This window comes from Bacillus sp. CBEL-1 (assembly GCF_004348885.1).
GTDB classification, from domain to species: Bacteria; Bacillota; Bacilli; order Bacillales; family Bacillaceae_H; genus Priestia; species Priestia aryabhattai_A.
Genome location: NZ_SBIM01000008.1, coordinates 94,553 through 116,673, shown reverse-complemented (window position 1 = coordinate 116,673; position 22,121 = coordinate 94,553). Strand labels below are relative to the sequence as shown.

Below are 22,121 nucleotides of genomic sequence, written 5' to 3'. Positions count from 1 at the left end.
TACATTAGAGAAGTAAAGCATAAAGGGGGAAAAAACATGCCACAGACGTTTCACGGAACAGAACTTTTAAAGGATTTCAAATGGTTTTCAGAGCCAATCCATTTCGAATTAAACGAGCAACATCTTGTCATCAAACCTGAGGCCAATACAGATTTCTGGCAGCGAACGCACTACGGTTTTCAAGTAGATAACGGTCACTTTCTTTATAAAGAAGTATCTGGAGATTTTCAGCTTACTACGAAAGTGCATACCAAGCCTGTGAACCGCTACGATCAAGCTGGATTAATGGTACGCGTCTCAAAGGATACGTGGATTAAATCATCCGTTGAGTACATTCCGAACGAAGCAAACAAGCTAGGAGCGGTTGTTACCAATAACGGCTACTCAGACTGGTCTACGCAGGATTTTGAAGAAGATCAGTCAGCTCTTTACTTTCGAATGAAGAAAGTAGGGCAAGATTACTCACTCTATTACTCTATTGACGGTGAGAAGTGGAAACAGTTAAGAATTGCGCATTTATTCACAGAAGAAGAGACTGTGCAAATCGGTATCTATGCATGCAGTCCGCAGGGAGAAGGATACGAGGCTTCGTTTGAATTTGTTGAAATTCAGCAATAAAAAAGCAGCGTGATGTCAAAAGAGGTATAGCCCTTTTGCATCCCGCTGCTTTTGCTTATGAAAAGCTGTCCATTAAAAATAAATAGAAGTGCTGTTGAAGAATCATAGGAAGGTCTTCTTCGGCAATCGTTTCTTTCGTTTTCTGTCCATTTTCCGTAATGATGAGCGTCAAATCAGAAAGCGTTTTGCGTCCTTCCTTTGTGGCAATTGTGACTAAGCGCTTATGCGTAAAAGGAGACTCTGGTGACGTTTGGTTAAACTCACACATCGGCGCAAACTCATGAAATTCTTTTGGCACTGTCGACACGCGGTGCAGCGTTTTCCATTGATTGTCTTCAAAGCGCTGAAGGTCATAGTGAGCTTCGTCTATTTGAAGCGCTCGGTATTCACCGCTAACGTCCTTAACAACCTCTCCAGAAAGCGGGACAGGTTTTCGAACTGAATCGCCAAAACCAACGTCCACCAGGTACGTTTCACCGTCTAGATAAACAAGATTCGTTGCGTGGCTGCCTTCAATCGTCCACGAACCGTCGGGCTTTTTCACCGTCGCTCCCACGTAGTGAGCATCATAGCCGATTTCACGAAGCAGCCAGCCAAACAAACCGTTTAGTTCATAGCAAAAACCCCCGCGAAGATTGATCACCACTTTTTCAAAAATGCGCTCAAGGTCCGTAACAATCGGCGTCTTGCTGATTACGTCCAGGTTCTCAAATGGAATATGAAGCATATGCTTTTCCTGCAAAAATGCCAGGTTCTCAAGCGTTGGCTCAGCGGGACGCTTAGCCAAAAAGCGAGTAAAGTAATATTGACTATTCAAAGGAACATCCTCCTTTAGTTGAAAGCGTTCTATATCCGATAAAGAAAGTATTGACAACTCATCAGATTCATCTCTATAATAATATCAATACATACATCATATTGCGACTTGTTAGCTCAGCGGGAGAGCACTTCCTTGACAGGGAAGGGGTCGGGGGTTCAAATCCCTCACAGGTCATTCTATTAAAAAGGCTGAAACCCTTGGTATACAAGGGTTTTGGCCTTTTTTGTGGTTCTGGTGCAAATATTTGAAGAAAATCTAAAAAAGCCACAGATTCCTAGTGACTGTTTGTCTTAAGTAATCAACCCAAACAGTTGATGAATGAACTTCACTTGATTTTGGACAGAATTGTCCCGTAAAACAAGTTGTCCTTTTTTAATGATATGCATCGCATCTATTCCCGAAAGAATAGATGTAGCTGTACGAAAAGATTTCAATCCTAACATCGAACGAACTTTCTTTTTAATAAAACGATGATCTTGTTCCACAATGTTATTCAGATATTTTACCTGCCGTATTTGGATGCCTACGGGCATCTTTTTCTCTTTCTTCAACTCTTCAATTGCCATAGGATAGGCTGGGTTCTTGTCTACTGTGATCACACGGGGCTTGGAAACATGAAAAGACCGCAAAGCTTTCTTGAAAAAGCGCTTTGCAGCCTTATGATCTCTTGTTTTGTTTAAATAAAAATCAATCGTATTTCCTTCTGAATCAACGGCACGATAGAGGTACATCCATTGACCTTTGACTTTCACATACGTCTCATCGACTCGCCAAGAATCATTGGTTGGCTTAAGATGACGCCGTACTCGCTCATCTAATTCAAGACCATACTGGTGAACCCAGCGCATGATGGTTGTATGAGCAATCGATAGTCCGCGTTCTTCCATCATTTCGACTACATCACGAAAACTGAGATTGTACCGTAGGTACCATCTTACGGTTAATAAAATAATATCTGGCTGATACTGTTTCCATTTGAATAGATTTTCCTTTTTCATACTGATCACGTCCTTCGTTTTAGAGTACTAGTATCAGTTTGTCCAAGATTTAGAGGTTATTTACAGGTGGTTTTAGTTTTTTGCACCAGAACCCATAATACTTCTGCTAAAGAAAAAGAAATAAGAAATTTATTGGCAAATGCTTATAAAAAACTAGATTTAGATAAATCAATGAAACACGAAGAAGTTTGGGAAGAGATAGTTTACTATGAAGAATCTTTAAATATGCATTCCTTACTAAAAATTTCAGTAGCAGAATCAATACACTAGCCGTTATTTTGGATACACCAATAATCAATAATCTCTATATTTATCTTGTTTTTTTGAATAAATGTAAACGTTTACTATTTGTTTTTTCCAAAATAATGATATAATTCTATTTTGTGTAATAAAAAATGTAAGGAGGAATTAATGAAGAGAAAATTACTTTTGTTGCTTTTTCTTTTAGTAGTGATTAGCGGTTGTAGCTCAAAGAATCTAAAAGAAAATGTAGCGTGTGAAAAGAATTGGGCTATATGTACAACTATACCTTTTGAAGTGGAACAAATTCCGAATGGGCAACCTGTTAAAGTAGCAATACTTGATAGCGGTATCAATCAAGATATTTCGCAACTTAGTCCTTATGTTGTAAAAGGTTATAATGCCATTGATAATTCTTCAGAAGTAAGTCCTTTAAATAATCACGGCACAATGATTGCCAGTATTATAGCAGGTACATATTCTGGAAAAATCCCTATTGGTCTCAATAAACAAGTTGAAATTTATGATGTTCAAGTACTTGATAAAACTGGTGTAGGGGCTATAGAACACACAATTTCAGGTATAGAATGGGCTATTGAGAACAAAGTTGACATTATTAATATGAGCTATGGCTTTTCAAAAGATGAACCTAAATTCCATCGAGTTATACAAAAAGCTGAAAAAGAAGGAATTATATTAGTTGCGGCTTCAGGAAATACCCTTGGATTATCCATCGATTACCCCGCTAAATATAAAGAAGTTTTATCTATTTCTGCAATTGATAAACAAAAAAACATCTTTATATATGCAGGAAAAGGAAAAGTTGATTATGTAGCTCCAGGGGTGGAGGTTCCAGTTTTAAATGAAAGTGGGAAAGTTGATAAACAAACTGGAACATCTTTTGCTGCAGCTTATGCTACGGGAATTATCTCTGTGCTTAAAACATCATTGAACAGCGAAGAAATTACTGAATATTTAAATTCCAATGCATTAGAATTAGGATCTGAAAATGTTTATGGAAAAGGTTTAATACAGTATAAGGGGGAAGAATGATGAAAAAAATAATTACGATAATACTTTCTTTATCTTTATTTATCGCTTATGGTGGTGTAGCAAGTGTAGCTCATGCAACATCTATTGAGAATGACAAGCAAGAAGTGGTTCAACTTAATACAGAAGATAGTAATCTTGTTTCAGATAGTGACGAAGTAGAAACTAATTTTAGTGTAGATGGTTATTCTAAGTACGTTGAATCTAGTTTAAATAAAGAAGAAGTTACAATCGATAGCTTGCTAGAATTTAATGAAGAGACAGACACTATAACAGTAAGTGCTAAGTTAGATGACGCGTATGGTAATTCAATTGATAAAAAGTTCGATGTTAAGCTTTTGTCAATTACTGATGAAGATAATTTTAAAGCTAGTTTTATTGATCAACAAACTGGAGAAGAATATCTGTATGATAGTTCAGAGTTACAAGCTTCAGTTTGGCCTGTAGTTGCTGTTATTGTTGGTTTCATAGCAAAACAAGGTATTAAACAAGCTGTGAAAAAGTGGGGTAAGAGCATTGTTACTTCTATGATTCGCTCAGTTCCTGCTGTAGCAAAAGAAGCGGCTAAAGATTTAGGCTATACAGAGGTTAAGGGTCAGTATTCACACGGAGCTAAGATATTTTATAATAAAAAAGGAAGTCCTAAATATATATCAATAGACCAAGATGGTCATAACGGTGGAGCTTGGAAGGGAGCTAGCTCTATTAAAAACTTAGGTTCAAAGAAAACGCGTTCAGGTACTTACGATGCTGAATTAAAGAGAATAGGAGACTGATGAATTTGGTGAAATTAAAAGAATTTAGTGTTGATTTCGATTGCAATGGAATGACACCTTTTTTTCAAGTCCATCAAGATAATAGGGTAAGATTTGATATCGATGCGCTAAACATGGCTAATTTGAAATTAATTATTAATGATATTTTCAATAAGGATAAGCAAATTAACGCAATTGTTGTTTCGGAATATATCGTCAACAATAAGCGCAAATCTGCTAAAACAAGAATTGGTCAAGTTATTCATTTAAAGAGTTGGAAAGAACATGTAGTACTAGAAGAAGGTACCAGAGATGGAATCGTTTATAGTACTATCGGAAGCTTAAATCCGACAGATGTATATAATTATTGCTTAAGTGTAAAAAAAGGACTAACACGAGCATATATAGCATTTCATTCAAATGAATATCTTCTATATGTAAGTAGTGATGTTATTGATATTATTTCAAGTAATGCTACTAACATTTCCAAGTTAAAAGATCGTTATAACGATTTCTATGATAGGTATTATGAAGGTAATGCTCATATATACGGCTAACTAATTAAAGCAAAACTATACTAAAAAAAGCCATCCTTGTTGGGACTGACTCCTGTTTTTGAGACAGGGGTCAGTCCCTTGTAGCAAAGGGTTTTTTGTATCTAAAGTTGTTGTTTGCGTTAAATCCATATAGAGGTAAGCTTTTTTCAATAAGCGAAATAAATACTTTAAAAGGAATATGTGAAGCGCTTTTGGAAGAATACAGAAAGGGTGATAAACAAGATCAAGACATAAGAAGGTTTGCTAAAGATTTAAGGCAACTATGTATAGATGCCTTAGCAAAAGGTAAGGTGATATGTGCAGTAGGTGATTAAATCTATTTAATATCCTTTTGTGTATCTCACTTCTTCACCTTAAACAATTTCAAAGCGGGTGCTACATCCATAAAAAGTTCTCAAAGCTTGTATATAAAATAAACATAGATACACATACACACAGCCATCCGGAGCCTTTCCTACCATTTTGAAATTGTACCAATCCCATTATTAACATTATTAAACCAAGAAGTAATATTGTATAGGGCTGCAAGCTGTAATCTTTCCTTATCATTCCATAGATTGCAATGGGAAGAGCTATAGCTGACAATATAAGCTGTAAACGATTTAACATTGTAACTACTCCTTTAGTTTAATTTACCTTATATTAACATATTGTGATTGTTGATGTTAGATGTAGTAAGAAACGCACATAGTAAATTTAGTAATCCCCAAGTCCTTTTAGCTTCTGTGCCCAACGTAGTGTTGTCTATTCACATAATTAATAATGATCGGGAAGGGGGCGGAGCTCAAATCCCTCACAGGTCATATTTAAATAATGCTCAAATCCTTTTGTATAAAGGATTTGGGCATTTTGTTTTGATTATCCTAACCAAATAAATAAAATTTGACGATGAGTTATTATTACCATATTTTAGATATTTTCACTTATATATAAAGTCAGCAATAAACTAATTAATAAATAATAAGGTTTACTTCAGTAAAATAAGGTATAGTATATTGGGTGAAGTAATTTTTAAAGGATAAGAAATGTAGGTGAACAAAGTGAGCAAATATCTATTGGATACCAAAGGCCAGATGGCTATGACAAAGTATCATGAAAAACAAAAAAATACTAAAGTTGATAAAAAGCAGCACCTTGAAAAACTTCGTGCGGAGTATTTGAAAAAGAAGCAAAAATAAATAGATGAATAAGGTGAATGAAAACATAGGAAGATGAAGATCTTCCTATGTTTTTTTATTTGAAGTTCTTTTTTAATTGATGATAGAGTTTATCATTTTCAAGAATTTTAATAGAAAAACTAATTTCTTTAGTGTTTTTTAATATTTTCCAGCTCAAATTTAGTAAACTAGTATAGATTGAGGAGAAATATAGGAGGACTTACTGATGAGCACTCAGACATTTGAAATGAACATAGATGGAGAAACAATTAGATGGGAAGAAACATCTCATGCTCAAATTTTTCGTAATTTCTGGCAGTTTTTTGTGGAAAAAGATTTACAAAAAACAATTGAAATAATAGAGCTGACAGGTATACGCACGGCCGATTCAGAATATATGGTAGGTAAAAATGGAATTAAAAGAAAAAATCTTTTTATAAAAGATAATTACTACGTCCACATGCACTTAAACCCAGCAGCAATGCAAAAAGTATATGAAAAATTCATAAAGAGCTGGGAGAGTATTGATAAACAATCTAAGGATGAAACTCTTAGCAGGGAACAACAGCAAGTGTTCAAGGAACTACAAACAGCAGAAAAGAAGAATGTAAAATCTATTTATGAAAAAAACCCTGCAGTTGCTGCAGTTGCGGCGAACCATAACTTATATGATAGCTCTGTAAGTGTAGAACCTGTCGTTACGAAACTATCTGACGGCACAGAACCTCTAAGAATTCTTTTTGGTCATTCAGCGAGCAATAATGAACCATTGTATTGGTACCCAACTACGACTAGCAAGATTATGCATACAAATACAGGTATCGTTGGTACGATGGGGACAGGGAAAACTCAGTTTACGAAATCTCTTATTAAACAAATACATGAGGGCTCTCTATCCAATTTAAATGGAACGCCTATTGATATTCTTATTTTTGATTATAAAGGTGACTATATTAAAGACGACTTTGTGGAAGCGACAAATGCTACAATTTATCAGCCATATCACCTTCCATATAATCCGCTATCGTTATATAGGGGGAAACAACCAAAGCCGTTATTACCTTTACATACAGCTAGTACCATTAAAGAAACCATTTCGAATGCATTTAATTTAGGTATAAAGCAACAGCAATTATTAAACGATTTAATTGTTGAATCTTATTCACAAGTTGGTATTCATAAAGCCGATATGTCTACATGGGATCTGGTACCACCTACATTAAATAATGTGTTTGAACGATTTATGGATAGAGAGGATGTAAAAGAAGACAGTCTGTATGCAGCATTAAAACAAATTTATGACTTTGAAATTTTCTCTCCAACTAGCGAGGAGACACAGTCTCTATACGACATGATACAAGGTGTAACGGTTATCAATCTAGCTGGTTATGACCAAAGTGTTCAGAATTTAATAGTAGGAATTACCTTAGACACTTTCTATTCTCAGATGTCTACAAAAGGGCACAGCACAATCCAAGGAGATTATCGTGAGTTAACAAAAATGATCCTTGTTGATGAGGCAGATAATTTCTTGAGTCAAAACTTCACTTCTTTAAAGAAAGTTATGAAGGAAGGGAGAGAATATGGAGTTGGTGTGATTTTATCAACTCAATTTTTAGATCATTTTGCAACAGCGGATAATAACTATACGCAATATATATTGACTTGGATTATACATAGAGTGTCTACGATTAAAAAGAAAGAAGTACAAGCTATTTTCAGTCCAGAAACCCAAACTGAGGGTGTACATATCGTTAATAAGATAGCACAACTTCCAAAGCACTATAGCTTAGTTACATCTGTTACCAATAATAAATACGAAATTATGGAAGATATGGCGTTCTGGAAGCTTTTAAGTTAAACATAAATTTCTGGTAAAGAACCCTTTGCGTAAGAACAATGGAGTGGATTGCAGGAGGTTAAAACATGAAGGGTTATATTGGAGTTACGTCTAGGGAGTGGTTTACGTATTTATCTTTGCATAATAAAGCAAGCGAATTTAACTTTTGGCGTAAGGATACTAAAAACTTTCAATCCCTAACCAAGGGAGAACCGTTCTTTTTTCTTGTGAAAAATGATAAGAGAGTTAAAGGCGAAAGAGCGGTATTGGGAATGGCTACGTACCTGCGTTTCGAGGTACTAAAAGCATCAGAAGCATGGGACAGATACCGTAATGCCAATGGTGATGACGAGAAAGAAGTTTTTATAGGTAGAATGAATACTATGTTTGGAGCTGGTGCACATACGGGGCAAATAGGATGTATCATTCTTACAGACTTCAAACTATTTTATAATCCAGTGTTATTAAGCGAAATAGGGATACCGTTTAAAAATAGCGTTGTATCTGGAAAAGGGATAACAGAAGCAGAAGTAGAAGCCGTTTTAGAGTATGGATTTAGTACGGTTGGTGATGTAATACGTAAGCTGACCGAAGCAGATCTTATTGGCTTTACGGAAGATGATGAAGGATTTTCAGAAGGGAAAATAAAGCTAAAACAACACTTAGTCAGAGAACGTAATCCTGAAGTGATCAAGCTAGCAAAGGAACGTTTCTTACAAAAGCACGGTAAGTTATTTTGCGAGGTATGCAAGTTTGATTTTCAGCAATACTACGGTGAGCTAGGAAATGGTTATATAGAAGGTCATCATACGAAACCTGTATCAGAAATGGACGACAATCATGAAACAAAAGTAGAAGATATCGCTCTAGTATGTGCTAACTGTCACCGTATGCTACATCGTAAACGACCATGGTTGTCAATAAGTGAACTCCAGCAATTACTACATATAAAAAATCCATGGATTTCATGAAATCCATGGATTTTTTATATGTCATTCACCTAAGCATAACTGATTCTTTCCAGCTTGGAATGTAAACTTCTCCATTATACTGAACTTCACATATCGTTCTTAAACTGATTCTTCTTAATCTATATTCAATATTGTTTCTTATAAAAAATTGCTTATCATCATAATTTATAGAAGTAACGTTGATGTTTTGATTGTTTAATAGAAATCTCAGTGTTACATCTTTTCCGTCTTCATTGGCTTTTATAGTTCCTTTAAAAGGGTTTATTTTAATGTTGAATTGTTCCGACAGCTCTTTGGCGAATAGAGCTACCTGAGATCCATTGAGTTCCCATGTTGTGATCATTAAATCTAACAGCAACTTTTTTTGGTTTTCGAAATCCACAAAAATCACTCCTTTTTACTCTTAATAGTTACATAGGTATCGTAGACATTTATGCTAGAGGTTGGCAATTTTGTACACATATTTTTGTATTTTAATACATATTGTATCATAAATTTTCATATAATTTGAGGAATATTTTTGTTTTTGTGAATGAAATAACTTTGTTATTAATTAACTTAAAGAGAATTAATTAACAAAATTAAAAAGAATCTTTTATATAATCCATTCTTTTTGTGCCACTATTGATATGGTATACCCCTTATTAAAGGTAAAAAAATAGTATGATTTACATGGTTCTGAATTGGGTGATGTATTCTCTGATAAAGACCATTCAAGAAAAATACTTATGGTATATTTTATTCCTATATACTTATTTTTGCATAAAATAAGTATATATATTGTGTTCTTATACTGTGCCTACATTCTTCCAAAAGGGTGATTAATGAAGTTTTATTTCTTCTATATATAATAAAAAACTATTTATATGAAATTAGATGTATAAGAGATTACTAGTCGGGGAATAGTAGAACTAGAAACTTTTATATGGGAGGGAAATTCAATGAGCGAAAACAAAAACATTTTTTCTACATTTGTTAGTGAAGATCAATTTGACCTACGTTCATACATTACTTACTTATTTATTAATGAGTGCGAGCAAGGTGAATCAACAAGCTAAATTAAATACAAAACTTAAGGTCAAACTGATTACGGATAAAAAGACTTCTCACAAAAGCTGCCGACTCTATGAAAGTTGTAAAATCCAAAACAAACTGGTTTTTATAAGTAATAACTCTCGAATTAGCTATTAAACGAAAATTACATACGTATAGTTTCACTTTTAATGGCATTGTCTTTATTCTCTAAAAAGAAAGAGAGAATGATAAATAAGAGAGACACACAAGAAGGTTTGCTAAGGATGTAGGGCAATCATGGGTTGAACTTCTTCATCTACATCCATTGTCAATTCTACTTCAATAAAAAGCTCTCGACGCTTCTATATAAAGTATAGATAGATATAAATAAAAACAGCCAGCCAAAACCTTTACTTTTATTTTGAAATTGTACCAGTCCTATTATTAACATGATTAAACCGAAAAGTAACGTCGCGTAGGGCTGCAAAGTATAATCCTTTGTTATGAAACTATATACCATAAGAGGAAGAGCTATAACCGACAAAATAAGTTGTAAACGGATTAACATTTGTAAGTACTCTTTTAGAATTATTTGCACGGTCGGCAGGACCCGCAATGCTAATGAGTGGATAGCATTGAACTTGTACCGGAATCTTCCTTGGGTGTATCATCATCGCTAGAATCTTCAACTGGTGGCACTGGAAAGTTCCTTTAAAGAGACCTCCTATTTCGCTAGATAGTCATAATGATGCTATATAATAGTCTTTAGAAAATAAAAAAGTATGAGAGTCATTGTTGGAAACATAATGGCTCTTTTTTATGTCTAGGTAAATAAAGTTGGTCAACCTTCTGTGCAAGAGCTTCCAATGAAATAACAATAAAAAGAATGAGAAGTAGTTCTAGGCTACCTCTCATTCTTTTTTCTACTTTCGATGGGGATCTTTATTAAATACTTTACCTTTGTCTAAAAAGTTTCCTTAGGTAAAATATTTGGTATTATTATATTCCCTCATTCATAAAATATCAATAGAATCGGTTTATTTTACTTTTTTTATTCGAATAAAAACATGTGCATTTTAAAACTGTTCTTAATCCTCTATAAATAGAGCTTGTTTGACCAACTCAATGAGAAAATGTTTACAAAATTGCACATGGGCTATATAATTTGATTAATATAAAAAAGTTTCCTTAAGGAAAAATATTTTTACCCTCTTAGTAATGCAACGGTATTATATTTTTTTACCTAAGTTTTGCCCATATGCAAAAAAGTTAAATGAACACAAAGGGAAGGAGAACATATAAAATGACTGACGCAATCGTTGTAAAAGACTTGTTTGTATCGTATCAAGGCAATCAAGTGGTGAAGGACGTTTCGTTTGCAATTGAAAAAGGGCTTCTTGTTGGAATCATTGGTCCGAATGGAGCTGGTAAATCAACATTAATGAAAGCTATTTTAGATTTAATCCCTAATGATAAAGGACATATTGAAGTTCTAGGAGAAAATATCCGAAGCGCTAGGAAGCAAATTGCCTACGTGCCCCAGCGAAGTGCGATTGACTGGGATTTTCCAATTACGGTTTTAGACGTTGTATTAATTGGGACGTATCCATCCTTAGGTATAATGAAAAGACCTAAGAAAGAGCAGAAGAGCTGGGCGTTGCAGTGTTTGCACAAAGTGGGAATGGAAGAATTTAAAAACCGTCAGATTGGCGAATTGTCAGGTGGTCAACAGCAACGCGTATTCTTAGCAAGAGCGCTTGCTCAAAAAGCAGAGGTACTTTTCTTAGACGAACCATTTGTTGGAATAGACGTAACGAGTGAAGAAACCATTATTAATATTCTCCGAGAGTTGCGTCAACAAGGAAAAACAACAGTCGTTGTACATCATGATTTGAGTAAAGCGGAGTCTTACTTTGATAAATTGCTCCTTTTAAATAAAGAGTTGATTCATTATGGAGAAGTAAATAGCGTACTGGAACCAGCTGTGATGGTAAAAGCCTACGTCAATCAAGAACTATTCTTTAATCCCCAAACGGAGGTGCATTCATCATGAAAGTTGTGGAGTTTATGAATGCCTTAATGCAATATAGCTTTTTACAAAAAGCTTTGTTAACGTCCGTTATGGTGGGAATCATTTGCGGAGTGATTGGCTGTTTTATTGTTTTAAGAGGAATGGCCCTAATGGGAGACGCGATTTCACACGCGGTTCTTCCGGGTGTTGCGATTTCCTATATGCTTGGCATTAATTATTTTATCGGTGCAGTTTTAACAGGCGTTATTACTGCGATTGGAATAGGATTTGTTAGTCAAAATAGTCGTATTAAACACGATATGGCAATTGGAATTATGTTTACATCTGTATTTGCTATAGGAATTATTTTAATTACCTTTATGAAGAGCAGTTCTGACCTTTATCACATTTTATTTGGAAACGTGCTTTCTGTACGTTCTTCTGATATGTGGACTACACTCATTATCGGTGTCGTTATTATCGGTATTGTGTATTTATTTTATAAAGAGCTTTTGGTATCAACGTTTGATCCAACCATGGCACAAAGCTACGGCTTGCCAAATAAATGGATTCATTACGGACTCATGGTTCTTTTAACGATGGTGACAGTTGCCTCGCTTCAAACTGTCGGAATTATTCTCGTAGTTGCCATGCTAATAACGCCTGCTGCTACAGCCTACCTATTAACAAACAGGTTATGGGTCATGATTCACTTAGCTGCTGGTATCGGAGCGCTTTCTTCTATAATAGGGTTATATTTTAGCTTCTCATACAATCTTGCTTCAGGAGCGACCATCGTTATTGTTGCGACACTCCTATTTGCACTAGCATTTTTCTTTTCACCTTCACAAGGATTATTTTGGAGAACGCTAAAAATTCGTAAAAATAGAGCTAAGCTTTCATAAGCGATTGGAGGATAAAGATGAAGTCAAAAATTTGGTTACTGTCGGCAATTAGTCTACTGATTTTTGCACTAGCTGCGTGTTCCAGCAGCACCAATGGAAACGAAGCGAATAGTGAAAAGTTGAAAGTTGTTACGACCTATTCCATTATCTATGATATTGTTAATCAAATCGGGGGGGAAAAGGTTGAGATTCATAGTTTGGTTCCAATTGGAAAGAACCCTCATGAATACGATCCGCTACCAAAAGACGTAATGGAAATGACGGATGCAGACGCTGTGTTTTATAATGGGTTGAATCTAGAAGAAGGTGGAGCTTGGTTTAACAAGTTATTGACAACAGCAGATAAATCAGGTGAGAATGCGCCTGTTTACCGGGTGAGTGAAGGGGTAGAGCCTATTTATCTAGAAACAAAAGGATTAGAAAAAGAGCCTGATCCACACGCATGGATGAACATTGAAAATGGCATCCTATACGCTGAAAATGTAAAGGAAGCACTTGTTAAAGAGGATCCTGATAACAAAGAGTATTATGAGAGAAATGCTAAAGAGTATATAGCAGAGCTTCAAAAACTACACGATGATACGGTAAAAAAAATCCAACAGCTTCCTGAAGAAAAGCGCTTCTTAATTTCGAGTGAAGGAGCTTTTAAATACTTTGGAGATGCATACGGAATAAAGACGGGTTATATCTGGGAAATCAATTCAGAAAGCCAAGGTACGCCTGATCAAATTCGAGACGTGGTAAGTTTAATTGAAACAAATAAAATTCCAGCATTGTTTGTAGAAACCAGCGTAGATAAACGCAGTATGGAAACTGTATCTAAGGAAACGCAGGTACCGATTGCAGGTACAATCTTCACCGACTCACTTGGAAAGGAGGGAGAAGACGGAGATACGTATTTAAAAATGATGCAGTGGAATACGGATACCATTATTAATGGATTACAAGAATAAGCTAGTTTACATTAGAAACGAACAATGAATCAAAATATGAATTTTAACGTAAGAAATATAAGTATTTGGTGCTAAAGCTCCTGTTTTCTTTTAGATGAAACAGGGGCTTTTATAAATGATTCATGAACACAGCTATTAATTTATTCAAAAGTCGGTGAATTCTTTATATCATGTATTAGATTAATTAACGCTTCACCATCAATTAGCTGAATAGGTTTGTCTTGTACATATTGTATAGACGTTTTAGCAAAACAACTAGTAGTGACAAAAAAGCCTTCAATGGCTTGAGAATCAATTAGCGCACTGTGAAATTTCTGTATATCCGGACGTCCAATTTTTTTATGAGCATACCTTTTGCATTCTACTACTGAAGTTTTTCCTTCTCTTGTTAAAACAATATCTTTGCCACCATCTCCGCTTGCCGATGTTACAATGGCTTCGTATCCTTTAGTCGAAAATAAATCAGCTATGTAAAACTCAAATTCTCTAGGATGCATAGCTTTTAACTTATCCAGGTCGGCTAACTTTTTTAATTCTTGTAATTTCTTTTCTTCGCGTTGTTTCTCAATTAACATTTGGTTATGCAAGCGCATTTTTTGTTTTAATGAGCGGTAATTATAAAGAGAGTAAAGAAAAGCTATAAAGAGAGCGACTCCATATCCCCATTGAAGATAGTTCCAGTCTTTAGATACAGCTATAAAATAATCGATAAAAAAAACAATCCAATATAAAACATAGCCTACTAAAAAGATACCTGTAAAGAGTATAAGTAATATAATTTCACTACTTTTTACTTTCACGTTACTTTTTCTTTTTCTCACCGCGATCCCTCCTACATTTAGTTTGACTCATAAAAAGAAAATAAATGAGATGTATTTACAACAGAATAAATTATTTATAGCAGCTATAAACAAAAGATAGAATTCTCCTCCAATCCCCATTACAATGTAAAGTTAAAGAGATGATATTTAGAGGAGGAAGACAGTTGTTTAAAGATTCACTTGAGTCGATGGCGGAAGCAGCTCGCCAGAAAACAGATCACCTTAACAAACAGCTGCCGAGCTATTTACTGTTGGCAATTCTAGCGGGGGCTTATGTAGGAATTGGCGTTGTACTAGCCTTGTCAGTGGGAGCTCCGCTTGCACAAATGTCGCTGCCGGTTGTATCGCTAGTTATGGGCTTATCATTTGCGGTAGCGTTATTGCTTGTGACGTTCGCTGGAGCAGAGTTGTTTACGGGGAATCATATGTTTTACACAATTAGCACGTTGTCCGGAGTGACGACGTGGAGAGATACGCTGAAAAACTGGGCGTGGTGTTTTGTTGGGAATTTACTTGGTGCTTTCATCCTTTGCTTATTAATAGTAGGAACAGGGTTATTTAAAGGAATTGATGAGGGGCATTTGATGATGACAATTGCTTCGAAAAAAATGAATTTGCCGATGAGCGAGCTGTTTTTTCGAGGGATTCTATGTAACTGGCTTGTGTGCTTAGCGATTTGGACAGCTTCTCGAACGAAAAATGATGCTGCTAAAATGATGCTGATTTTTTGGATGTTGTTTGCGTTTGTGGCCTCTGGATATGAGCATAGCGTAGCGAACATGACGTTTTTAGGCTTAGCTTTATTGCATCCCAACCCTGAGTCAGTGTCTTTAGCTGGCATGGTTCATAACCTAATTCCCGTTACTCTAGGAAACATTGTAGGAGGCGCTTTGTTTGTTGGAAGCGCGTATTGGTTTGTACAGAAAAAGAAAGCAGAACAAACACAAGAGGTGCAAAAGATTTCAACTGCATTAAAAGAAGAGGAATTATCAAAATAGTAGGAACATTCTTATTTTTCACTCGTGCAGAAAAAAAAGATAATAAATCCAGTGGAAAGACTGAGCCCCACAAGCGTAGCGAGGAGGCTCAGGTTTCTCCTCACGTAAAGCGAGGGGCCGTAGCACAATGAAACGAACGAATCTTTACACCTAATGATGGTAGAAGCGAAATCATTCTTCTTTGAGAAAGAATGATTTTGTTTTTTCCGAGACTCTCTTTTGCACATAAACGGAAAGGCTTGACTAAAACTTCATGCTGCTGTATGATTCTTTAGTATTTGCGTAAGACGTGGTTCGGAACCATCCCACGTAAAAAAACTAAGGAGAGTATGCAGTATGAAAGTAAGAACACTTGCAGTCAACGGCATTATTGCAGCCATGTATATTGCGGTAACGATGTTTATTCAGCCGTTTGGCTTTACAAATATTCAATTCCGTATTGCGGAAATGTTTAATCATTTGATCATTTTTAATAAGAAGTATTTATATGGAATTGTCCTAGGCGTATTTTTAGCCAACCTATTCTTCTCACCAATGGTAGCGTATGATTTAGTATTTGGGGTAGGACAATCACTTATCTCGTTATTACTAATGATCTTTGCGATGAAGTTTGCGAAGGGTACAGTTGCTCGTATGATTATAAATACGCTCATCTTTACGTTTACCATGTTTATCATTGCGTTTGAGCTTCATTTAGCACTAGGGTTCCCGTTTTTATTAACATGGTTAACAACTGCAATCGGTGAGTTTGTAGTCATGCTTGTTGGAATTCCAGTAATGCTAGCAATTCATAAACGCGTGAACTTTACAAAGTTAATCGATTAATACGAAAAAAGCTTACAATCCTGTAAGCTTTTTTCATATTTAAATGGTTTTAATTTATAGAAAAAAGGCACAATATATGACAGAATTAGAGAGAAGTTGTTAATTACGCTAATATATAGTGGAAGTCACGCTTTATACTATACTTGAGAAGGAGAGAAGAGCTTGCTTGCAAATGATGATCATAAGGTAGAAGAACTAGCATTTATTAAAAAAGCCCTGGACTTTACAAGAGCTGGATTAATTTTAACTAACCCTGCTTTACCCGATAATCCGATTGTTTATGCGAACCAAGGTTTTCTGGATATGACCGGATACACAAAAGAAGAGATCGTAGGACAGAACTGCCGCTTTTTACAAGGCGAAAAGACCAATCGAGATACGGTACAGCAAATTCGAGATGCTATCCGTGAAGAAAAGTCAGTCAATGTACAAATTCTAAACTATACAAAAGAAAACCAACCTTTTTGGAACGACTTATTTATTGATCCAACATGGATTGATGATGAGCTTTATTTTATCGGGGTTCAAAAAGATATTACTGAAAAAAAGAAGCAGGAAGAAGTAATTTATGATTACTACGAAAAGATGCAGGAGATGTCAGCGCCGATTGTTCCAGTAAAAGACGGGGTTTCTGTTCTACCGATTGTTGGTGTTTTGAATGAACAGCGATATCATATGATTGCATCCAAAGTATCAACATACATTGATGAAAGTAAAGATGATCATTTTATTATCGATTTCTCGGGTTTATTAGAAATGGATGAAGATGTGGTAGCCTATATTTATAACCTGCATGATTTAATTAAGATTACTGGAACGGAGGTTATTGTAACGGGTATTACGCCTTCTGTAGCGAAAAAAATGAGAGACCTCCAAGTAAACTTTACAATCTTAAAAACCTATACGCATGTCAAGGCCGCTTTAAAAGTACTTGGATATGCAGAATAAGTTCTCGAAAAAGTCCGTAAAACAATACGGACTTTTTTTGTCTATAAATGGTAATATATAGATATTAAACCTTCTATACGTATAGAGGTGGGGGGATGAAAATGAAAAATCTACTTGGAAGCTTAATAGGAATAGCTATGCTGGCTGGTTGTTCAAGTACAGCTGCGTCTAGCTCGTTAGATAAAGGGATTGAAAGTTTAGGAAAGAAAGATTACCATCAAGCATCCGTGTACTTTGAGTCGGCAATGAATGAAAAAGGGAAAAATAGTGAGCAAGCATCCGTATATTTTAACCAAGCAAGCGAAATGAAAAAAGCAGTTGAAGCATATGAGGAAGGTCAATATGACGTGGCCAGTATAGGATTAGAAAAAGTCATTAGTGAAGCAGGGATGACATCAGTAAAAGAAGAAGCAAAAGTGATGTTAAATAACATTAGAGAAGAAGAGCCTGCTGAGCTTGAAGCCTATTTGCAAAAAGTTGAAGAGTTGATGTCAGCTCAACAGTATAAAGAAGCAGAAGAGAAAATGTATGAACTTCATCAGTTATCGGATGGAAGTGAGTATCCCGTAGAGTATATTGAGCGAATGAAAAAAATCAATGAAGAACTCTCATCTCAGTTAACTACTCAAGCTATTGAGCCTGTAACAACTAAAAAGCCTCAAAGCCCAGGCTATACCGAGTACGTTAACAGCAGGTATGGGTTCTCCATTCAATATCCGTCAGAATTTGAAACGCAGCCGCCACCAACAAACGGTGACGGCGCGGTCTTTTATAGTGATGAAGTTAAAATTACAGCATATGCAGGTCATACAAATATTATTCAACCAAACGAAACGGTTATGACGTACTACGATGAGGAGTTAAATCAAATTAGTAACATCGCATACAAACGTCAAAAAGATAATTGGTATGTTATTTCATACGTGGAAAATGGCATGATTGTATACAAAAAGTTCTTCTTTGGAGACGTGGTTTCAAATACCTTTATTATTACGTATCCTGCTGAAAAAAAAGCAGAGTATGATGCGTTGGTTAACCATGTTGTCAAAACCTTTAAACCTAACCTAAAAGGCGAGTAAGTCCAGAATTGAACAAACTTCCAGCATTTGATATATTGGTTTTATGAAAAGAGAATTGATTAAACCCATTAAACGTTTATCATTACGAGAAGAAATTTATCAAACTTTAAAACAAGGAATTATTACGTTAGAGTTTCCACCGGACCAACGCTTGAATGATAAGGAGCTAGCTGAAAAATTTAGCGTCAGCAGAACGCCGGTACGAGAAGCGTTAAAACGCTTGGAAGATGAAGGGCTTGTTGAATCGATTCCAGGCTCTATTACCAAAGTGTCTTCGCTAAATCCTGAAGAAGCAAAGCATGCGTTTACCGTTGTTGCGGTCCTTCACGCATTGGCAACTAAGCTTGCCGTTCCGCATCTGACAGAAGAAGATTTCAAAGCATTGGCTCGTCACAATGCGGAACTTGAGAGTGCGGTCGAACAAAACAATATCATTGGTGCAATTGAAGCGGATCAAGCTTTTCACCGCGTATTCTTGGAAGTTGCTGCTAACCCTGAAATTGTGTTAGCGTTAGAGCGAAGTGAGTCAAAAATTTACCGGTTGGAAGTGGCGAAATTTTCTTCAGAACAAGGATTTAAATCTGTAAATGAGCATCAAAAAATCATTGAAGTCTGTCAAAGCGAGGAGACAATACAAGCAGCGGGCCTTGTTGAGAAAAACTGGCTAAGTCTTGGAGAACTATTGGTGTAAAGAGTCTTCACAAACGTGAGGACTCTTTTTTATACGCTAAAATAGCATTGAATAAATAACCAAAATGCGATATATTGGTTTTACAATTTATTTACATTATTATGTGTTACATACGGGGGTTAAGGAATTGAAACCAATTATATTAGGCGTGTGCTCGGCGTTTTTCTTTGCGTTTACATTTGTTTTAAATCGTATGATGGAAGTTGAAGGTGGAAGCTGGATTTGGAGTGCTTCCTTACGCTTTTTCTTTATGGTTCCACTACTGTTAATCATCGTCATCGCTAGGAAAAAGCTGAACGCTACGTTTGCGGAAATGAAGAAAGCACCGATGCAGTGGGTGATGTGGAGCACCATTGGCTTTGGATTATTCTACGCGCCGCTTTGTTATGCGAGTGCGTATGGCCCGAGCTGGTTAATTGCGGGAACGTGGCAAATTACGATTATCTCAGGTTCGCTTTTAGCTCCTTTATTTTATGAAACAATCCAAACGAGTAAGGGACCTATTCAAGTAAAAGGAAAAATACCTTTTAAGAGCTTAGCGATGTCGCTTATTATTTTACTCGGCGTAGCGGTTATGCAAATTGAACACGCAACAACGCTATCGCTTATGAGCGTATTGCTTTGCACATTGCCGATTTTAGTTGCTTCGTTTGCTTATCCGCTTGGCAATCGTAAGATGATGGTAATTGTATCAAATCGCCTAGATGCTTATCAGCGCGTGCTCGGAATGACCATTGCCAGCTTGCCGTTTTGGATTATCTTAGCAATTTATGGTTTATTTACTGCTGGCCCACCTAGCGCTTCACAGGTCATTCAATCGGGCTGGGTTGCTTTGTTTTCAGGCGTTATTGCGACGGTCTTATTCTTTGCAGCAACTAATATGGTTACAGGTGATATGAAAAAGCTCGGAGCAGTCGAAGCTACTCAGTCGCTTGAAGTATTGTTTGCGTTACTTGGTGAAATGATTCTGCTTGGCATGCCGCTACCTACATACGTTTCGTGTATTGGAATTATACTTGTTATTGCTGGTATGGCGTTAAATAGCTACGTATCAAGCAGGAAAGGGAATAGGGAAACCAAACCAGAAATGAAGCAAGCAACAAATCTGTAAAAGTAGATGAAAATTTTGGAGAAAAAGGCTTCATTTACGTACATTAGTGGTAAAATAGAATATATATATTCTATAAAGGAGGAATGTCAGGTGAGTGCCTTAATTGTAGGCTTAGTAGCTTCCGTTCTTTCCGTTTGTTTACTGTTTTCCAATCGTCAGAAGCGTGTTAATAAGGTCCAATCTACGCAGTCGTTACATGCACAAAATATGAACAAGCAGAGTGAGCAAGACGATTCTCTCATGTATTATATATAGGAAGCTGTTACAGTAAAAGTAGGCCGAGAAGATGTAAATGCTTCTCGGCTTTTTCTTGTGGTTTTAGTTGCGATGTGAAAGCTGGGGTCCGCACTATATAAATATTTTAAAATTGAAGCAAGCGATAATCTTAACAACTTACTTAGTAAACGTTATAGTTTCCCTTACAATCTTAGCATTATAAATTTGAAAGTGTGTTGTACCTAGTATATTTTTAACCTTTTCATTTGATAACCTTGTCTTCCAATTGACTGATACGTCCCAATCATTTAATTCGCCTATTCTATTACAAGTTAAGCTATCTATGAATATAGATCTTTCCCCGATATCAACCATTGTTTTAATAATTTCAGCTTTTATCTGAGCACTGGTTATAAATTCTTTCTTATTATATATAACTCCTTGGCTGTCATAATAAGAAGGGATTTCATTTAGCTTATTTTGATTCCAAACATAATTGTAAAAATTGAAAATAAAAGAGGTGATTTCAAATGAAGTTAACTCTTTAGGTTGTTTATATGTTTCTAAGGCTAATTTAGTTTGCATCTCCATTCTCCTGTACATTGAATATAGTATTATAAATATAAAAAACCTCTCTATTTATAAAATAGAGAGGTTACATATTCTGCAATATGCTTCTTATCTTGCAAAGTAACTAACTTTGCAGGAATTAGCACCTTTTCAAACAAATGTTTGAAGGTTGCTGGGTTTCATAGGGCCAGTCCCTCCACCTCTCTGGATAAGTAATATAAAGTTAGAGATAATTTTACCATATATAACAAACATGTAAAGTGGTCGGGAAGCAATTAACTGAAATAATTTGTTTATTTTTCACAAAAAAAGTATACTTGACACATCGGAATAATATGTTTTATTATATTAATATAAATTAAAGCACATTAAATACAATTCTTGCCGACTAGAAAGCTAGAGGCTCCCATTTGAAACTAAATGGGAGCCTCTTTATTTCTACAGAAAGGAGAATACATTATGACGTCTTTCAATCAAAAAGCGTTGGAATTAACAGAGTATGAGATTACAAGTGGAATAACCAACAGCAAATATCTTAATCTGCCAGATTTGGAGTTCTCCTTATGGTGTCAAAGGAAATATAAAGTGACTAAAGGTATATATAATGAGCTCGATTGCTGGTTTTACGAGTACGACATTGTAAATGTCCATCATCGTCGCATTTATATTCTTGCGTTTTTAGAATTTATTAAAGAACAGAGTAATGATAAAAAGAAGTATTTTCAATTCGGAGCAGGGGGGTTAAATGGTAAACTCCATCAGTTTATAAGAAATTGTGAAATAGAGAGTTACAAAATATAAGAGAGTGTTGGAAAGTTAAGCAGCGGATGAAGGGTTAGCCATGAAGTTGTAGAACTTTTGCCAAAGTAGATGGTTCAGTTGCATATTTATTTGCCTACCACTTTCTATGCTTATCATCTATTCATTTATTTGGTTCTTCAGAGCAAACGAATAAACATTACAAGGAAGCATT

The 22,121-nt window shown here is 35.6% G+C and carries 26 protein-coding genes, 1 tRNA gene and 2 riboswitches; of the genes, 20 read left to right on the top strand and 7 right to left on the bottom strand.

Going from position 1 to position 22,121, the window contains the following annotated elements; genetic code table 11:
• Window positions 1-36 precede the first annotated feature (36 nt).
• On the top strand, window positions 37-618 hold the full coding sequence (locus EPL02_RS06605; RefSeq protein ID WP_094913011.1) for a DUF1349 domain-containing protein: 582 nt from the start codon (window positions 37-39) through the stop codon (window positions 616-618).
• Window positions 619-673: 55 nt separating this feature from the next.
• Here EPL02_RS06605 and EPL02_RS06600 read toward each other — a convergent pair whose 3' ends face one another.
• On the bottom strand, window positions 674-1,435 hold the full coding sequence (locus EPL02_RS06600) for an arylamine N-acetyltransferase family protein (protein ID WP_131887325.1): 762 nt from the start codon (window positions 1,433-1,435) through the stop codon (window positions 674-676).
• 105 nt (window positions 1,436-1,540) lie between these two features.
• Between EPL02_RS06600 and EPL02_RS06595 the strand changes: the two genes are divergently transcribed.
• A tRNA-Val gene (locus EPL02_RS06595) sits at window positions 1,541-1,612 on the top strand.
• Between the two features lie 116 nt (window positions 1,613-1,728).
• Here EPL02_RS06595 and EPL02_RS06590 read toward each other — a convergent pair.
• Window positions 1,729-2,436: an IS6 family transposase gene (locus EPL02_RS06590; protein WP_131887324.1), complete on the bottom strand. Its 708-nt coding sequence runs from the start codon at window positions 2,434-2,436 to the stop codon at window positions 1,729-1,731.
• A 66-nt stretch (window positions 2,437-2,502) separates the two neighbouring features.
• Here EPL02_RS06590 and EPL02_RS06585 point away from each other — a divergent pair, with 66 nt between their 5' ends.
• From EPL02_RS06585 to EPL02_RS06570, 4 genes are all read left to right on the top strand, one after another.
• Window positions 2,503-2,706, top strand: coding sequence for a hypothetical protein (locus tag EPL02_RS06585; RefSeq protein ID WP_131887323.1), 204 nt, complete (start codon window positions 2,503-2,505; stop codon window positions 2,704-2,706).
• 141 nt (window positions 2,707-2,847) lie between these two features.
• Entirely contained in the window at window positions 2,848-3,729 is an 882-nt protein-coding gene (locus EPL02_RS06580) for a S8 family peptidase (protein WP_131887322.1), read from the top strand.
• Window positions 3,726-4,502 (top strand): SAR2788 family putative toxin, encoded by a 777-nt coding sequence (locus tag EPL02_RS06575; RefSeq protein ID WP_131887321.1) that lies wholly within the window; start codon window positions 3,726-3,728, stop codon window positions 4,500-4,502. Before EPL02_RS06580 ends, EPL02_RS06575 begins: the two co-directional genes overlap by 4 nt.
• Window positions 4,503-4,510: 8 nt before the next feature.
• Entirely contained in the window at window positions 4,511-5,038 is a 528-nt protein-coding gene (locus tag EPL02_RS06570; RefSeq protein ID WP_286175302.1) for a hypothetical protein, read from the top strand.
• A 375-nt stretch (window positions 5,039-5,413) separates the two neighbouring features.
• On the opposite strand, the gene EPL02_RS06565 is transcribed toward EPL02_RS06570, so the two are convergent.
• The gene (locus EPL02_RS06565; protein ID WP_286175301.1) at window positions 5,414-5,587 is read right to left on the bottom strand and encodes a DUF3953 domain-containing protein; all 174 of its coding nucleotides are present in this window, start codon (window positions 5,585-5,587) and stop codon (window positions 5,414-5,416) included.
• A 491-nt stretch (window positions 5,588-6,078) separates the two neighbouring features.
• Between EPL02_RS06565 and EPL02_RS20810 the strand changes: the two genes are divergently transcribed.
• The 3 genes from EPL02_RS20810 (at window position 6,079) to EPL02_RS06555 (ending at window position 9,006) form a co-directional block, all read left to right on the top strand.
• A complete protein-coding gene (locus EPL02_RS20810; protein ID WP_094913009.1) occupies window positions 6,079-6,216 on the top strand; it encodes a hypothetical protein in 138 nt (45 codons plus the stop codon).
• A 205-nt stretch (window positions 6,217-6,421) separates the two neighbouring features.
• On the top strand, window positions 6,422-8,056 hold the full coding sequence (locus tag EPL02_RS06560; RefSeq protein WP_094913008.1) for an ATP-binding protein: 1,635 nt from the start codon (window positions 6,422-6,424) through the stop codon (window positions 8,054-8,056).
• Between the two features lie 65 nt (window positions 8,057-8,121).
• Window positions 8,122-9,006 (top strand): HNH endonuclease, encoded by an 885-nt coding sequence (locus EPL02_RS06555; protein WP_256993410.1) that lies wholly within the window; start codon window positions 8,122-8,124, stop codon window positions 9,004-9,006.
• A gap of 25 nt (window positions 9,007-9,031) precedes the next feature.
• Here the strand turns inward: EPL02_RS06555 and EPL02_RS06550 are convergent, their stop codons facing one another.
• Both EPL02_RS06550 and EPL02_RS21260 read right to left on the bottom strand, forming a co-directional pair.
• Complete coding sequence (locus EPL02_RS06550; RefSeq protein ID WP_131887318.1) at window positions 9,032-9,388, bottom strand: hypothetical protein; 357 nt, start codon at window positions 9,386-9,388, stop codon at window positions 9,032-9,034.
• 966 nt (window positions 9,389-10,354) lie between these two features.
• The gene (locus EPL02_RS21260; RefSeq protein WP_353653411.1) at window positions 10,355-10,540 is read right to left on the bottom strand and encodes a DUF3953 domain-containing protein; all 186 of its coding nucleotides are present in this window, start codon (window positions 10,538-10,540) and stop codon (window positions 10,355-10,357) included.
• A gap of 783 nt (window positions 10,541-11,323) precedes the next feature.
• On the opposite strand from EPL02_RS21260, the gene EPL02_RS06540 reads away from it, so the two are divergent.
• Genes EPL02_RS06540 through EPL02_RS06530 form a run of 3 tightly spaced genes read left to right on the top strand, consistent with a single transcriptional unit; the run spans window position 11,324 to window position 13,889 of the window.
• The gene (locus EPL02_RS06540; RefSeq protein ID WP_131887316.1) at window positions 11,324-12,073 is read left to right on the top strand and encodes a metal ABC transporter ATP-binding protein; all 750 of its coding nucleotides are present in this window, start codon (window positions 11,324-11,326) and stop codon (window positions 12,071-12,073) included.
• Window positions 12,070-12,936 carry a metal ABC transporter permease gene (locus EPL02_RS06535; protein WP_131887315.1) on the top strand — a complete coding sequence of 289 codons (867 nt, stop codon included), beginning with the start codon at window positions 12,070-12,072 and terminating at the stop codon, window positions 12,934-12,936. The genes EPL02_RS06540 and EPL02_RS06535 overlap by 4 nt, the downstream gene beginning before the upstream one ends.
• A 17-nt stretch (window positions 12,937-12,953) precedes the next feature.
• Window positions 12,954-13,889 (top strand): metal ABC transporter substrate-binding protein, encoded by a 936-nt coding sequence (locus tag EPL02_RS06530; protein WP_131887314.1) that lies wholly within the window; start codon window positions 12,954-12,956, stop codon window positions 13,887-13,889.
• 140 nt (window positions 13,890-14,029) lie between these two features.
• On the opposite strand, the gene EPL02_RS06525 is transcribed toward EPL02_RS06530, so the two are convergent.
• The gene (locus EPL02_RS06525) at window positions 14,030-14,710 is read right to left on the bottom strand and encodes a restriction endonuclease (protein ID WP_131887313.1); all 681 of its coding nucleotides are present in this window, start codon (window positions 14,708-14,710) and stop codon (window positions 14,030-14,032) included.
• Window positions 14,711-14,874: 164 nt separating this feature from the next.
• Here EPL02_RS06525 and EPL02_RS06520 point away from each other — a divergent pair, with 164 nt between their 5' ends.
• From EPL02_RS06520 to EPL02_RS20805, 7 genes are all read left to right on the top strand, one after another.
• Window positions 14,875-15,708 (top strand): formate/nitrite transporter family protein, encoded by an 834-nt coding sequence (locus tag EPL02_RS06520; RefSeq protein WP_131887312.1) that lies wholly within the window; start codon window positions 14,875-14,877, stop codon window positions 15,706-15,708.
• A 283-nt stretch (window positions 15,709-15,991) separates the two neighbouring features.
• Window positions 15,992-16,036, top strand: a riboswitch (PreQ1 riboswitch).
• A gap of 8 nt (window positions 16,037-16,044) precedes the next feature.
• A complete protein-coding gene (locus EPL02_RS06515) occupies window positions 16,045-16,533 on the top strand; it encodes a QueT transporter family protein (protein ID WP_131887311.1) in 489 nt (162 codons plus the stop codon).
• 162 nt (window positions 16,534-16,695) lie between these two features.
• Window positions 16,696-17,481, top strand: a complete 786-nt coding sequence (gene ytvA / locus EPL02_RS06510; protein WP_094912223.1) for a YtvA family blue-light photoreceptor — start codon at window positions 16,696-16,698, stop codon at window positions 17,479-17,481.
• Between the two features lie 101 nt (window positions 17,482-17,582).
• Complete coding sequence (locus EPL02_RS06505; RefSeq protein WP_131887310.1) at window positions 17,583-18,560, top strand: tetratricopeptide repeat protein; 978 nt, start codon at window positions 17,583-17,585, stop codon at window positions 18,558-18,560.
• A gap of 43 nt (window positions 18,561-18,603) precedes the next feature.
• Entirely contained in the window at window positions 18,604-19,251 is a 648-nt protein-coding gene (locus EPL02_RS06500; RefSeq protein WP_094912224.1) for a GntR family transcriptional regulator, read from the top strand.
• 127 nt (window positions 19,252-19,378) lie between these two features.
• Window positions 19,379-20,362: a DMT family transporter gene (locus EPL02_RS06495; protein ID WP_131887309.1), complete on the top strand. Its 984-nt coding sequence runs from the start codon at window positions 19,379-19,381 to the stop codon at window positions 20,360-20,362.
• Between the two features lie 90 nt (window positions 20,363-20,452).
• Window positions 20,453-20,617 carry a hypothetical protein gene (locus EPL02_RS20805; RefSeq protein WP_153301192.1) on the top strand — a complete coding sequence of 55 codons (165 nt, stop codon included), beginning with the start codon at window positions 20,453-20,455 and terminating at the stop codon, window positions 20,615-20,617.
• Window positions 20,618-20,755: 138 nt separating this feature from the next.
• On the opposite strand, the gene EPL02_RS06490 is transcribed toward EPL02_RS20805, so the two are convergent.
• Window positions 20,756-21,163, bottom strand: coding sequence for a hypothetical protein (locus tag EPL02_RS06490; RefSeq protein WP_131887308.1), 408 nt, complete (start codon window positions 21,161-21,163; stop codon window positions 20,756-20,758).
• Window positions 21,164-21,253: 90 nt separating this feature from the next.
• Window positions 21,254-21,363: riboswitch (SAM riboswitch) on the bottom strand.
• Window positions 21,364-21,607: 244 nt separating this feature from the next.
• Here EPL02_RS06490 and EPL02_RS06485 point away from each other — a divergent pair.
• Window positions 21,608-21,949 (top strand): hypothetical protein, encoded by a 342-nt coding sequence (locus tag EPL02_RS06485; RefSeq protein ID WP_131887307.1) that lies wholly within the window; start codon window positions 21,608-21,610, stop codon window positions 21,947-21,949.
• Window positions 21,950-22,121: the final 172 nt, after the last annotated feature.